Annotated in this window: 6 protein-coding genes; 3 read left to right on the plus strand and 3 right to left on the minus strand. The window is 72.2% G+C overall.

The annotated features are described in order from the left end of the window. Nucleotides 1–18: 18 nt before the first annotated feature. Together C3492_RS28565 and C3492_RS28575 are read right to left on the minus strand one after the other, a co-directional pair. A complete protein-coding gene (locus C3492_RS28565) occupies nt 19–4,107 on the minus strand; it encodes a discoidin domain-containing protein (RefSeq protein ID WP_103815425.1) in 4,089 nt (1,362 codons plus the stop codon). A gap of 1,093 nt (nt 4,108–5,200) precedes the next feature. Next, nucleotides 5,201–5,950 (minus strand): hypothetical protein, encoded by a 750-nt coding sequence (locus tag C3492_RS28575; protein ID WP_103815426.1) that lies wholly within the window; start codon nt 5,948–5,950, stop codon nt 5,201–5,203. Nucleotides 5,951–6,203: 253 nt separating this feature from the next. Here C3492_RS28575 and C3492_RS28580 point away from each other — a divergent pair, with 253 nt between their 5' ends. The 3 genes from C3492_RS28580 (at nt 6,204) to C3492_RS28590 (ending at nt 10,789) form a co-directional block, all read left to right on the plus strand. Beyond that, nucleotides 6,204–8,354 (plus strand): glycogen debranching N-terminal domain-containing protein, encoded by a 2,151-nt coding sequence (locus tag C3492_RS28580; protein ID WP_103815428.1) that lies wholly within the window; start codon nt 6,204–6,206, stop codon nt 8,352–8,354. Nucleotides 8,355–8,560: 206 nt separating this feature from the next. Next, nucleotides 8,561–9,679, plus strand: a complete 1,119-nt coding sequence (locus C3492_RS28585) for a glycosyltransferase family 4 protein (protein WP_219822099.1) — start codon at nt 8,561–8,563, stop codon at nt 9,677–9,679. A 105-nt stretch (nt 9,680–9,784) separates the two neighbouring features. Beyond that, nucleotides 9,785–10,789, plus strand: coding sequence for a LuxR family transcriptional regulator (locus C3492_RS28590; protein WP_103815430.1), 1,005 nt, complete (start codon nt 9,785–9,787; stop codon nt 10,787–10,789). Between the two features lie 171 nt (nt 10,790–10,960). On the opposite strand, the gene C3492_RS28595 is transcribed toward C3492_RS28590, so the two are convergent. Then, on the minus strand, nt 10,961–14,791 hold the full coding sequence (locus tag C3492_RS28595; protein WP_258055937.1) for a S8 family serine peptidase: 3,831 nt from the start codon (nt 14,789–14,791) through the stop codon (nt 10,961–10,963). Between the last annotated feature and the right edge of the window lie 163 nt (nt 14,792–14,954).

Raw genomic sequence — 14,954 nt, forward strand, 5'->3', positions numbered from 1 at the left:
ACTGGTGCGCGGAGCGGCTCAGCCGCGCAGCGTCGCGACCGGGCTGTTGTACGCCTCCGCCGTCAGCACCGGGCGCCGCGCCGAGCCGGCCCCCTTCGGCCAGGACAGCCGGACGGTCCGGGACTCGCCGGGCAGCAGCCACAGGTAGTTGTCGCTGTACAGCGTCGGCAGCACCCGGCGGCCGTGCGCGTCCTCCAGCAGCGACAGCCGGACCATGGCGGCCACCGCCGGGCCCTGGTTGCGGATCACCGCCGTCAGCTCCTGGCGGTCACCGGAGCGCGACCACCGGGTGATCGCACCCGTGAGCCTCACCTGCCTCGCCTTGTTCAGCCCCCGCAGCGCGGCGGCCTCGCGGTAGCGCCAGTAGGTGTTCCGCGACAGCTCCCTGCCCCGGGAGTCCTCCAGCGTCAGCCGCAGCAGGTGCAGGTCCGGAAGGCCGTCCGTCCACGCGGCGGTGAACGCCTCGGCGGTGGCCGCCCGTTCCACGTCCACCCGGGCGGTCCTGCCGCTGCCGAGCTGCCGGCCGGACAGGTCGTACAGCCGGGCGGTGACGGTGGCGCCCCGCAGGTCCGCCGACGTGTGGTTCACCGCGATGACCCGCCACTTCACCGGATCCGCCTGCACATGCAGCGGTTCGCAGGCCGAACGGGCGCCGTAGTAGGTGCCGTTGACGTCGAAGTCGTAGTCGTACGTCTGCCAGACCGTGCTGTGCCAGGCCGGGTGGGACATCCACAGCATCAGACCGGAGGCGTTGTCCCACAGGTTGGCGTTCCACGCCTCGAACATGGCACGTGTGTTCTCGTAGTTGACGAACTGCGCCTTGCGGGCGAAGTCGTCCAGGTCGCCGGACTCGCCCAGGCGGGCCTCGATGGCAGCCTTGTAGTTCTGCGGCGCCTGGTTCCCGTGCTCGCTCCAGTCGTGGTAGTACCACGCACCCCGGATCGGCCACTCGGGCTCGTCGCCCGTCATGCTGCGGGTGCTCGCCGCGGTGGAGACGACGGGCATGCCGATCTCGGTGTGGAAGCCGAAGTCACGGCTGCCGTACGTCATCGGGTCGAAGTACTTCTCCGGTTCCACCCAGCCGTAGGGGCCGCCGCCCGTGATGATGCCGCCCGCCGAGTTGTTCTGGTAGAGCACGCCGGGCACCTGCCGCTCCACCGCCTCGCGCATCCCCTTGTCGATGGCGGCCGGGGGGTTGCCCTCGTTGGCGCCGCACCAGACCACCACGGACGGGTGGATGCGGTACCGCAGCACGGTGTCCCGCGCGATCGCGTTGAAGGCGTCGTGGTCCGGCGGGTCCATGCCCCACGCGTTGGGGAAGTCGTTCCACACCAGGATGCCGTGCCGGTCGCAGGCGGCGAAGAACTCCTCCCTGTCGCTGCTGCCCACCCAGTTGCGGATCATGGTGAAGTTCATGTCCCGGTGCATCCGCACGGCCGCGTCCATGCGCTCCGCCGGCATCCGGCGCAGCAGTTCGTCCCAGCCCCAGTTGCCGCCGCGAGCCAGCACGCGCACGCCGTTGACGCTGATCTTCAGCGGGTCCGGCGTGTTCGACACGGACTTGACGTCGGTCCACTGCTCGCCGTCGTCGGACACCTGGATCGTGTACGACTTCGGGTACGCGGTCTCCCAGACGACGGCGACGCGGTCGAACGCCCGCGAGGAGCCGAGGTCCACCTTGATCCACTGGTGGTCCTCGTAGGCGGACGACCAGCGGGTGTTCGGGTTCCCGTCGGTGGCGTTCGACGCCGGGTGGTCTGACTCCTCCGTGGAAGCGGTGGCCTTCTGGTGCAGGGCGAGGTCGGTGCCGGGTTCACTCCGGTCGACGACGGACAGCGACCACAACGAGTTGCCCCAACTGGTGTTGCGCAGGCCGCAGTCGAGCCGCACATAGCGTGCGGTCCGCCGGTCGAAGTCCTCGACCTGGAGACTGGCGTTGCCGTTGTTGAACGGCAGCGGCACCGCCCCGTTGTCCACCGACTTCACATCGGTCCAGTCCGAGCCGTTCGAGGAGACCTGGACCACGAAGATCTTCGCGTACGCCTGCTCCCAGGTGAGGTCGACCCGGTCGAAGGACTGGACGGAGCCGAGGTCCACGCTGATCCACTGGTCGTCCTCGTAGGCGGAGGACCAGCGGGTGCCGGAGTCGCCGTCGGTGGCATTCGCCGCGCGGTTGCCGTCCTGATCGGTGCTGGACGCGTCGGCGTGGGCGTGCAGCGCGAGGTCGGTGTCCGGCCGGGTGCTGTCCCGCACGGACAGGGTCCACAGGGAACTGCCCCACGAGGTGGCCCGCGTCAGACAGCGGATGCGGACGTGCTGGGCCTGCTGCCGGTCGAAGGTCACGGTCTGCGTGTAGGCGTCGCCGGACGCGGTGAACTGGAGCGGTACGTCGTACTCGTAGCCGAACTGGCGGATGCCGAAGCGGGTGGTGCGCCGGTCGCTCTCCTGGCCACCCACCGAGGCGGTGAGCGTGAGGTCGTGCAGGTGGGCCTCGCCCAGACCGTTCGGCCACCACAGCTTGGGCTCGCGCACCCTCAACTGGCCGAACGCGTCCGGCGCGAAGACGACGTCCAGGCTCTCACCGGCCTTCACGGTGACCGTCTTCGACACCCGTACCCCGTCGAAGGCGGCGGTGACCGTCGTCTGGTGGTCGGCGGTGTCCGCGTTGCGCACCGGCACCACGACGGTCAGCTCGGCCACCGACACGTCCGGCAGCGCGGGCAGCACGGTGTCCACGCGCGGGTCGCCGATGACGACGTGACCGGTCGACCTCAGCCGGACGTGGTTCCAGATGCCCGCCGCGCGGTCGCGCACGGCCGGCATCCAGTCCCAGCCCGAGGACGCCAGGTACGTCGGGGAGTTGAGGTTCATCTGCTGCGCGCCGGCGTCCACCCAGGACTCGCCCAGCGGACCCTTGTCACCGGGGCTGCCCGGCACCGGCATCGGCGTGATCCTCACCGCGAGGGCGTTCTCGCCGCTCTCGGTGAGCTGCCGGGTGACGTCGAAGGCGGCACGGGCGAACGGGTACGTCAGGTCGCCCACCCGCTCGCCGTTGAGCCACACATCGGCCTTGTGGTTGACGCCGTCGAACTCCAGCCAGACGTGCCGGCCGGCGCCGGTGCGCAGACCGCGCGGCAGCGCGAAGTCCCGCTTGTACCACCAGGAGTGGCGCGACAACGCCTCCGGTATGTGCAGGTTGTTCAGACCCGCCACCGGGTCGGGCAGCTTGCCCTGCTCCACGAGCGAGCCCAGCACCGTGCCGGGAACGGTCGCCGGCAGCCAGCCGCTGGTGTCGACGGACGTCTTCGACAGTCCGGCTCCGTCCGTGCCGGCCCAGTCGTCCATGGTGAGCCGCCAGCCCGACTCCACGGGCACGGTCCCGTCGTCCGCGACCGTGAGCGCCGGCGCCTCGTCGTGCCGGGTGCCCCAGTCGGTCCAGCCGGTGGCCGAAGGGCGGTGGCCCTTGGCGGTGCCGTACACCTCGAAGCCGTTGAGGCCGAGGGGCAGCGGACTGGAGCGCTTGCGCGAGGTCATGCGCACCCAGCGCGCGGACACCGGGCGGGGCAGCTGGACGTCCACGACGCCACCGGTTCCGGCCGTGGTGCTGTACACCGTGGTCCAGGACTCGTGGTCCACGGACGTCTCGACCACGAAGACCAGCGAGAAGCTCGACTGGATCTCGTCGCCCGTGGTGCCGCTGTGCACGTTGCCGGTGGTGGGCGGCGTGTACACCGGGTCGGAGGCGTCGGCCTCGAAGGTGAGGCGGACCCGCGTGACCTCGCAGGCCGCCTGGAGGTCGACGGCTATCCACTGCGGATCGCCGCCCTCGGCACGCCAGCCGCTGCCCTTCACGCCGGGGGAGGAGAGCCGGTCGACGACGAAGGAGCCGGGGGTGGCGGCGTAGGCCGTCGAAGAGACCGAGACCGGCCGGTAGAGCGCCAGCTCACCGGGGGTGGCGGCGGAGCCCACCGGCGCGCCGTCGGGCGCGGCGACGGCGGTCGCCGCAGGAAGCACGGAACCGAGGCCGAACCCGGCCAGCAAGGTGGTACCCGTGGTGACGATGGCCCGTCGCGACGGATGGCGCGACGGATCCGACTGATCTGTCATGAGCGTGACGTCCCATCAAAAAGCGGTGCAGTCCGGACCTCTCCGGGGCTGCCGCAGTAGGCATGACAACGTTGCCAAAGGCTGGGTCGCGCAGCGGCTCGTGTCAACCCCTGTTACGTGGTTCGCTGCCCGACCGCTTCCCTCGCCTTGTGCCGGGTCTGGTGGAGCATGGCTATAGCGAATGGGGGAAGTGTGCGGTCGTCGGTCCGCGCGTGCGCGGGCGGCTCGGGGTGTACTGCGGGGAGCGTGGAGGCTTGAGCGGGTCCTGCGGCGCCGAATCGGTGTCATGCGGCCTTCTGTGGCGCGGGGTGTCGTGCCGGCCGACCCTGCGAGGCGGGGGTGGGTGCCCGCCTGAACCCACCGGGTGGTTGCAGATGTGATCAGTGTGGATGCGGCGGTGATCTCCGCCGTGCCGGAGGCGATCGGTGTGCCGCGGTGGGCCGTCGGCCACTTCCGCGGCGGCGGCCGGTGAGCCGGGCGGCCGGCCCGGCGGGTGACGGTGTGCCGGGTCGTCTGCCTCGCGCGCTGGTCCGGCACGTGCGGGACACCGGGTGGGCAGGGCGAGAGGGCCGCCTGTTCGGTGACGACGACGTGGACCAGGTGCCGTCGACGGTGATGTCCTGCGCCGGGACCTGGTCCCGGAACGCAGAGTCGTCACATACGGCTCCAGGCCGGTCATGCGCTCCCGCAGATCGGCGACGGCGGCCGCGCGTACCGCGTCGTCGTCCGACTCCAGGGCGTCGCTCGACTCGGCGATCAGCCCCAGGAGCACGGGGAGCGAGTCGGCGGCCGGTCCCTTCCATCCGGCCCCGTGGTCCCATCCGTTGGGGTCGTAGTGGGTGATGCCACCGTCCGCCGTCCCGAGCATCAGGTGCTGGTCGCCCCACAGGGCCACGGTGAAGGAGAACCGTAAGGCCCCCATGGATTCCGCGTCGTTCGATCGATGCCGGCCCCAGTCAACCGCACAGCCGACCGGCGAACGGCGGGGAGGGTGCCGGGAACGGCCCCAGGGCGATGCTCGGGAGGGCCGGCCGAAGACCTCGCCCGGCCCAGTCGTGGTGCGCGTTCGGCATGACCTGAACGAAATCGCCGATCAGGGCGTGGGCGAGGCGTCGGTGAGAGACATCCACTGCCGGAGTGTCTCCTGGTGGGAGCCGGTCGCCGTGCCCGAGGCGACTGCCTGCGCGTCGGCGACGGAGCACGGCACCCCCGCGCGGGTCAGCAGCACGAGCGGCCACTCGGGGCCCGCGCCGGCTCCCGCCCCGTCGAAGGCGGTCCAGTCCCACGGCCCGTCGAAGCGCCACGCCCGTCCTGCGGCGTCCGCGACCTCGTCACCCGGCCGGAGAAACGCGTACGGCCGCATCAACAACTCGAAGGAGAACGGGATACCGTCGCCCGGGTGAAGGGCGAATCCCAAGCCGTCGAGGTGGCTCTCGTCCGGGAACTCCCGGTAGGACAGGCCCCGGCGCAGCACGGTCACGGTCAGCCCGGGGCGCGGTAGCCAGCCCGTCTCCAGGGGAGGGTCGTGGTGGTCGACGGCGGTGACGTGAACCACGGTCGGCGGCACTCCGACCCGGCAGACGTCTCCCGCCTTCAGGTGCTCGGGCGGCGGGTCGGTCCGGAACAATCCCGACTCCGTCTCAGGGCTCACGTTCTCGCCGGTGTCCACGCCCAGGGCGACGATCCCGTTCCAGTGGAGGAACGCGCTGTCGGTGTCGATGCGCCACCATGGCCACCGCACCGACACGTGCCCCCACGTGAGCCCCTGTTCGACTTCGGCCGGTGTGAAGGGGCAGGCGACCGACAGTACGTCACCCACCCGGAAGTCCCCCTCATGTGCCATGGGGCCAGGCTAGTACCGGCACCGCTCGCGGTCCTCGCGGGCCCGCCACGACGCCGGACCGGTGGGGGCCAGGCACCCTGTCGGTTCGGCCCGGACCCACCCCACGCACACGCGCCCCCGGCACATCACCGGCCCCCGCGCACCCGGGGGCTGCGCGGACTTGCAGGAAAGTTGAGCTTCATCGTATAAGGACTGCCGGACATCATCTTTCACCATCGTCTATCTCCGCAGTCTCCTCAGAGGAAGGTGATCGATGGGCGAGGGCTGGACGTTCGCCGGGGAGGCGACCGGGGGCGGAAGCGACTCCGTGACCCTGATCGAAGGCTCTTCCTTCTGTCTGTCCGAGCGGGGCGGTGACCTGGTATCCGGCACGCCCCACGGGCTGTTCCACCGCGACACGCGCATCCTGTCGGCATGGCGGCTGCGCGTCGACGACGAGGAGGTGGACCCGCTCACCGTCATCGCGCAGGAGCCGTACGAGGCCCTCTTCCTCGGCCGGGCCCGCCCGCGCCCGGGACAGAGCGAGGCCACCGTGCTGGTGGAGCGGCACCGGTTCGTGGGCGCCGGAATGCGCGAGGACCTGGTGCTGCGCAACCTCGGCACCGAGGCCGCCGCGTGCCGCCTCACCCTGCGCGCCGAGGCCGACTTCGCCGACCTGTTCGCGGTGAAGGAAGGCCGGGTCGAGCCGCGAGGGCAGTACGGCGTCGACTACGGCGACGGGGTCCTGGCACTGAACCGGCAGTGGCGCGGCGAGAGCCGGGGGGTGCGGATCGTCGCCGAGGGCGCGGCGTGCTCACCCGGCCGGCTCACCTTCCGCGCCGTCGTACCGCCGCGCGGGGAGTGGCGGGCCTCCGTGCTGGTGACACCGGTGATCGACGGGGTGGAGACGCCGACGTCGTTCCCCCTGGAGCGGCCCGTCGAGCAGGCCGGGCCGTCGGTGCGCTCCTCCGAGTGGCGGCAGTCCGGCCCCCGGATCCAGGTCGGCGACGAGACCCTCGCGCTGACCTTGCGGCGGAGCTGCCGGGATCTCGGGGCGCTTCGGATCTTCGACCCGGAGCGGCCGGACACGCCCGTGGTGGCGGCCGGCGCGCCCTGGTTCATGGCCCTGTTCGGGCGGGACTCGATCCTGACCTCGCTGATGTCGCTGCCGCTCGACCCCCATCTCGCTCTCGGCACCGCCCAGGTGCTGGCCCGGCACCAGGGCTCGTCGGCCGACCCGGTGACCGAGGAGGAGCCGGGCCGGATCCCGCACGAACTGCGCTTCGGCGTGGAGGCCTCGCTGGCGCTGGGCGGCACCGTGTACTACGGCACCGTGGACGCCACCCCGCTGTTCGTGCTGCTGCTCGGCGAACTGTGCCGCTGGGGCGTCGACCCGGACGCCGTACGGGAGTTGCTGCCGCACGCCGACCGGGCCCTGACCTGGATCGAGGAGTACGGCGACCGGGACGGCGACGGGTTCGTCGAGTACCGGCGGGCCACCGACCGCGGGCTGGCCAACCAGGGCTGGAAGGACTCCTGGGACGGCGTCAACGGCGCCGACGGCCGGATCGCCGAGCCACCGATCGCGCTCGCGGAGGTGCAGGGCTATGTGTACGCCGCCTACCTGGCACGGGCGTTGCTGGCGGAGCGGCTGGAGGACGGCTCCGGCGCGGAGCGGTGGCGCAAGCGGGCCCGGGAGCTGAAGCAGCGGTTCAACGAGCGGTTCTGGCTGCCCGGACGGGGCTGGTACGCCGAGGCGTTGGACGGCGACAAGCGGCCGGTGGACGCGCTCGTCTCCAACATGGGGCACTGCCTGTGGACCGGCATCGTCGACGCGGACCGGGCACCCGCCGTGGCCGAGCGTCTGCTGTCGCCCGAGCTGTTCAGCGGCTGGGGCGTACGCACCCTGGCCACCTCCATGGCCGCGTACAACCCGATGAGCTACCACAACGGCTCGGTGTGGCCGCACGACAGCGCCATCGTCGCCGCCGGCCTGATGCGGTACGGCTTCGCCGACCACGCCCGCCGGATCGCCGAGGCCGTGCTGGACGCCGCCGCGGCCTTCGGCGGACGTCTGCCGGAACTGCTCTGCGGCTTCGACCGCGCCGAGTACGCCCAGCCGGTGCCGTACCCGGCCGCCTGTTCCCCACAGGCCTGGGCGTCCGCCGCCCCGCTGCTCGTCCTGCGGGTGCTGCTGGGCGCGGAGGTCTGCCTGCCGCACGGCGTCGTCCGGGTGAACCCCCATATGCCGCCCCGGTTCGGCCCGTTGCGGCTGACCGGCGTACCCCTGGGCGAGGCTCGGGCGACGCTGACGGTGTCCGAGGACGGCCGCCCGCGGATCACCGGGCTGCCCGACGGCGTACGGCTGACGGACACCCCGTGCCCCTGCACGGCCGTCGCCACCGAACTCCCGGGCTCGCCCTGAGCGTTCGTCCCTTCCGACCTTCTCCCCTCCGTCGCGGCGCGCGGCCGACGTGTGGCCGCCGCGTGCGACCCGCCGCCGCGGCCGACGCCGCCCGCGGCCCGGCCCCTCACCCACTCGCCCGTCCTGCGGGCACGACACGGCACGCCGCGGCGCGGCGGCCGTGCCGTGCGCGTACGCCACGGGCGCGACCGGAAAGGAGTCCTCTCGTGAACGACCGGCCGCTTCGTGTCGCCATGGTCGCGCCACCGTGGTTCGAGCTCCCGCCGCGCGGTTACGGCGGCATCGAGGCGATGTGCGCCGATCTCACGGACGCGCTCGTGGCCCGCGGCCACGACGTCACCCTGGTAGCGGCGGGCCGCAACGGCACCCGCGCCCACCGCATGCTGCGTACCTACGACGTGCCGCAGGGCCGGCGCCTGGGGGAACCGCTGCCGGAGGTGCTGCACTCCGCTGCCGCGGCCCGGTTCCTGGACGACCTCGACGTGGACGTCATCCACGACCACACCCTCGCCGGACCCCTGCTCGCCCGCGGTCACCGGGCACCCACGGTCGTCACCACGCACGGTCCGCTGGACGGCGAACCGGGGGAGTACTACCGGCACCTGGGCGACAGCGTGCACCTGGTGGCGATCTCCCACTCCCAGCGCGGCCAGGCGCCCGACCTCAACTGGGCCGGTACCGTGCACAACGCGCTGCGGGCCGACGACTTCCCCTACCGGCGCGACAAGGAGGACTGGGTCTTCTTCCTGGGCCGCTGCACACCCGACAAGGGCATGCACCTCGCGATCGACGCCGCCGTCGCCGCCGGCCGGGAGATCAAACTGGCCGCCAAGTGCAGCGAGCCCGCCGAACATGCCTACTTCGAGGCCGAGATCGAGCCCCGGCTCGGGCCGGGCGTGGAGTGGCTCGGCGAGGTCACCGGCGACCGCAAGAAGCAGCTCCTGGCCCGGGCGCGCTGTCTGCTGTTCCCGCTGCGGTGGGAGGAGCCGTTCGGCATGGTGATGATCGAGGCGATGGTGTGCGGCACCCCGGTCGTCACCCTGCGCCGCGGCTCGGTCCCCGAGGTCGTCGTGGACGGGGTGACCGGCCTGGTCCGTGACGACGCCGACGAGCTGCCGGAGGCGATCGAGGCGGTCGGCGCCCTCGATCCCCGTGACTGCCGTGATCATGTCGTCGACCGTTTCCAGCCGGAGACCATGGCGGCCGGGTACGAGGCGGTGTACCGCAAGGTGATCGCCACAGCAACAGCCACCACCACGACGCCGGCACCGGAGATCGCCCCGGCCGTACCGCCCACCCAGGAGGACATGCTTCCGGTGGCCTGACGCCCGCCGGGAGGCCGGTACGAGCGGCACGTACGGCTTCCCGGCGCCGACCTCCGGCGTAGTACGCTCTTCAACCGTTGGATTCCAAGATTCCGGGAGGCGTCCGTGGCGCTGGAGGCGGCTGGCGTCTCGCCCGAGGAGGAGTCCCTCTACCAGATGCTGGTGACGTCCGGCCGGGCCACCAGGGAGGACATCGCCGAGCGGGCCCGCCTGACCGACGCGGAGACCGAGCGGATCCTGGGCTCACTGGTCTCCAAGGGCCTCGCCACCCATACGGACGGGACACCCCGGGTGTTCCGTCCGGCTCCGCCGGAGGCGGCGCTGCTGCCCCGGCTGAAGCACAGCGCCGACGCGCTGGACCTGGCCCGGGTCGAGGCCGCACGTCTCATCGAGTCCTATCGGGAGACGATGCGCAGGCATGACGCCGGCCAGCTGCTGGAGGTGATCACCGGAGCGGAGGCCCTGCGCCAGCAGCTCCGGCAGATCCAGTCGAGCGCGCGCCACGAGATGCTGTGGTTCTGCAAGGCCCAGTACGTGGCCATGCCGTCGGGCACCAACGCCGAGGAGTTCGAGGCGCTGGCCCGGGGCGTGCGCTACCGAGTGCTGTACGAGAAGGCGTTCTTCGACGACGAGGGCGCCCTGGAGAACGTGGTGGCGGGCGTCCGGGCCGGTGAGGTGGCTCGTGCCGTACCGCACCTGCCGCTGCGTCTGGCCGTCGCCGACCGCTCCGTCGCCGTCTTCCCCCTCGTGGCCGGCGGGCCGCACGGCAGCCCGGAGGAGCCGACCACGGCGCTGGTCAGGGACAGCAATCTGCTCGCGGCCCTCATCGCCCTGTTCGACTGCTACTGGGAGGACGCCGTCCCCCTGGACATCGACGGCACCGGCATGCTCGCGGAGGCCGACGGTGCCGGTCCGGCCGACTCGCTCTCGGCCACCGACCGCAAGCTGTTGTCGCTGCTCGTGGCGGGAGTCGCCGACAAGGCGATCGCCTCGCAGATGGGGCTGAGCCGCCGGACGGTCCAGCGCCGCATCCAGGGGATGATGGAGCGCGCCGGCGCGGTGACCCGTATGCAACTCGCCTGGCAGGCGTCGCGACGCGGCTGGCTGTGAACAGGCCCGCCCGGCGCTGACCGCACCATGGGCACGCGGGTCGCAGGCGCGGGCCGATCGCTGCCACGGCTCGTCCCGTTCTCCGACAGGCGCGGCGGGTGCCGGGCCCACCAAGGGCCCGGCACCCGCCGTACCGAGTGTCCGCACGAGCGCGTCAGTGCAGTCCGCGCGTCACGCCGTACCGCGGTGCAGGAACGCCCGCTCCACGGTCTGACGCACGCCGTTACCCGCGGAATCCGTGGCGGTCACGCGGAGCGTCACATACACGTCACCGCGCACCTTCGACGGCCGTTCCACGGTGGCCGTGAACTGCCGGCCGTCGCCGTGCCGCGCGGTGCGCGCCGTGGTCCAGGTCTTCCCGCCGTCGTACGACGCCTCGGCCTTCAGACGCACGCCGCGCGGGGCGGCCACGCCGTCCTGCATGCGGACGGTGAAGCCCAGGCTGTGTGTGCGCGCCCGGCTCACGGCGCCCTGCGCGTCGACCGGTACGGCGTAGTCGAGCTGGAGCAGCGGCAGCGGGGCGGACTCGGCCGTGGTGTCCGAGCGGAACGTCCACGAGGTGCGCGTGCGCACGCCGAGGCGCCAGTCGTCCGAGACACGGGCGGTCGTCAGGTCCAGCCGGAACCGGGCGTTGCCCGGGGCGACTTCGAAACTGCCCCACGCGCCGTTGTCGGAGACCGCGGTCTGCTTTCCGTCGCGGTACAGCACCGCCGAGGCGACGTCGTCGGCGGCGGTCGCCCGGCCGGTGCCGAAGCCACCCGCCTCCGCGAACGACCAGTGACCGGCGTCGGAGTCGGTGAACTCCGGGACGTACACGCTCAGGGTGTCGCCGTTGCGGACCGACGGCCGGGTCCAGCCGCGGGGAACGGACGGGCGCACGGGCGCTCCGAACCACCGTTCCGTGGCGCGCTGACCGGGACGGTAGGTACGCGGCGCGTTCCGCATGCCGGCCGCCAACGGCAGGTCGGGGACGTCGACCACGTTGTGGTGCACGACGTGGTTCCACAGCGTGTCCCCGCCGGTCACGTACTCGACGCGCTCCCGGCCCACCGGGACGTAACGGCTGTACTGGTTCCACGCGGTCTCCTGGTACGGCCGCCACCCGAAACGCTGCTCGCTGGCCCACAGCGAGGCACCGGTGCGGGTGTACGTGCTGCGCACCACGGCGCTCTCCCGCTCCGAGACGGTGTGCACGACCTGCTTGGGGACGAAGCCCTTCGACACCTGCACCACGTCGTACAGGTACGGGCTGCGCACCGTGCCGGAGAGTGCCACCGTCGTGGTGCCCTTCCTGACGCGTTCCAGCAGGGCGGTGCCGTCCTTCCAGGAGGCTCGCATGCTGGGCACCGCCGTCCGGTCACCCGTCGGCTGCCACCGGGTCCAGGCACTGCCCTGCTCCTCGGGCCACACCATCAGCAGCGCCTTGGCGCCGGCCTTCGCGGCGGACCGGGCGAGTTCCGGCCCGGTGACGGAGAAGTCGTAGCGGACGACGGCGAGTCCGCCGCGTGCGCGGCGGAAGTCGGGCGCCGACGACGTGCCCGCGTCCACGGCGGTCAGCCGTGCGCCGCGGTCCGGGAAGACGGCGGAGTCGGGCTCGTAGAACGGGACGAACTCCCGGGAGCCGGAGACCTTCGCCCGCAGCTGCGGGGCCACCATCTGCCAGCGCGAGGAGAACTCGAAGGCGCCGTCGGTCACCCGGGAGGTCGGGCTGACGTAGAGGCGTGTGACGTCGTCGAAGTACATGGCTCCCTGGATCAGCCCGTGCCCGTCGATCCGGCGGTACACGGTGGTGCTGAGGATGCCGTGCTGCTCGGCCGGGCGTGGTGTGCGGATGCGCACCTGGGTGGCCTCGGCGGCGTTCAGCGTCACCGTCCGGTCCTCGGTGACCTTGACCTCGGGCGCGACGACGGTGCCCGCCTCGCCGCCGTGATCCGTCATGTCGTAGAAGGCCGAGCTGACGTAGTACGTGCCCTCCTCCACGAGGGCGACGTGGGCCTGCCTGTCCGCGTAGTCCACGAATCCGTCGGGGCCCCAGATGGTGGGCAGCCAGTCCGGCATCACCTTGCCGTCGCGGTCACGGTAGAACACGGTCAGCCGGTGTTGCGGGGCGTGGACCGCGAGGGAGACGGTGGTGTGGGTGAGTACGGCACCGTCCGCGGACTTCGCGGTGAGGTACCCGTAGTAGTTGCCGCGGACCGCGTGACGGGCGTCGGTGCTCAGCGGTACCTCGGCCGTGGCGCCGGGGTCGAGCCGCACGGTGTCGGAGTCGAGGCCGACCACCCCGTCCGGGAGCGCGCGTCCGGACTCGGTGGCCAGGGAGAGGGACAGGGAGAGCGTGACCGGGCGGTCGCCGGAGTTGGTGTAGCGAACGGTGGCCGACCGCTGCCGTCCTCCCGGGCCGCCGGTCCGCAGCGGGGCGAGGGAGACGGAACCGCCGGCCCGGACGGGGCCCATGGCCGTGGCCAGGTCGATCCGGCCGCCGCCCTGTTCGGTCACCTCGGTGTGGGGCACGGTGTGCGCGGTGCTGATCAGCGCGTCCTTGAGCTGCTGGGCGTCCCAGTCCGGGTGCTGCTGGGCCAGGAGCGCGGCGGCGCCGGCGACGTGCGGGGTGGCCATGGAGGTCCCCGACAGGGCGACGTAGTGGGCGTCGACCGGGTCGCCCAGGGTGGTGCCGGACGCGCGGGCGGCGACGATGCCGACCCCGGGGGCGGTCACGTCGGGCTTGACCGCGCCGTCGCCCAGGCGCGGGCCGCGGCTGGAGAACGGGGCGAGGGAGTCGTCACGGTCGACGGCCCCCACGGTCAGCGCGGCGTCGGCCGCACCCGGGGAGCTGACACTGGACGGACCTGTCTCCCCCTCGTTGCCCGCCGCGACGACGAAGAGCGTGCCGCTGGAGGCGGTCAGGGAGTCGACCGCCTGGCTGAGCGGATCGGTGCCGTCGGACGGAGACCCCGACCCCAGGCTCATGTTGACGACCTTGGCGTGTTCGCGTGTCGCCCACTGCATGCCGTCGATCACGGCCGACTCGGTACCGTAGCCGTCGTCGCCCAGGACCTTGCCGATGAGGAGGTCGGCCCGGGGCGCCACGCCCCGACGGGTCCCGCCCGACGCGGTGCCGCTGCCGCCGACGATCGAGGCGACGTGCGTGCCGTGACCGAAGTGGTCGTCGGTGTTGGAACTGCCCGAGAAGTCCTCGGCCTTGGCGATCCGGCCCGCCAGGTCGGGATGGTTCGCGTCGGCCCCCGTGTCGAGCACGGCCACCTTGACGCCCTGGCCCTCGTCACCCGCCTTCCAGGCAGTGGGGGCGTTGATCTGCGCGGTGCTGCGGTCCAGTACGGCCTTCACCCTGCCGTCCAGCGACACCCGGGGGGTCAGTGCGGCGCGGGCGGCGCCGGCCTTGCCACCGGGGTTCAACGTCTTCCAGAAGTCCCCCAGCTGGCGGTCGGCGACCCGCAGCGACCGCGCGTGGATGCTCGGCAGGTTCCGGGAGGGAACCCCTGGGGTGTTGAGCGCCACGAGCCGGTCGGCGGTGGCCGCCGCGGCTCTTGCCGCCTCAGCGGTGACCCTGGCCGCCCCCTCCCGTGACGGATCGGAGGAGACGATCAGCGGAAGCGCGGAGGCGTGTGCCTCGTCGTAGCCCTGGGAGATCAGGGAGGTGACGTCGAACAGCCGGCGGTCCAGTGTGCCCGCGGACACCAGGTCCTCGGCGTCCCACGGGAGCACGGTCAGCGACTTGTCGTCCTCTTCGAACGTCTCGAAGGGGATGTGCTCGCGACCGGGCCCGGGCCGCACCGACGCGGTGCGCCGTCCGCCGGGCAGCGACGTCACGGTCACCTGGTCCCCGGTGATCAGCCGTACGGTCGTGGAGCGCGCCCCCGGCCCGGCCGCGGGACGGGTGCCGGTACCGCTGGTGGCCGTCCGCGCCATGGCGGTGGTGGGTACGACTCCAGCAAGCAGTATCAATCCTGTTGATATCGCCGCCATGAGGCGGAACTTTGCCATCAGGGAAACACCTTTCGAACAGCCGTAGATCACAACTGTCCGAAATCATTTGGCGAGAAGGCCGGACCTGTCACTGGCGCGCGCTGTCACAGCTGCGACATGTCCCAACGGCGACACGGCACGAGCTTCTTGGACGCGCGCGGCTCGTGCCGCCGCGTCCCCC

Origin of the sequence: Streptomyces sp. Ru62 (genome assembly GCF_002920615.1) — a bacterium.
GTDB lineage: Bacteria > Actinomycetota > Actinomycetes > Streptomycetales > Streptomycetaceae > Streptomyces.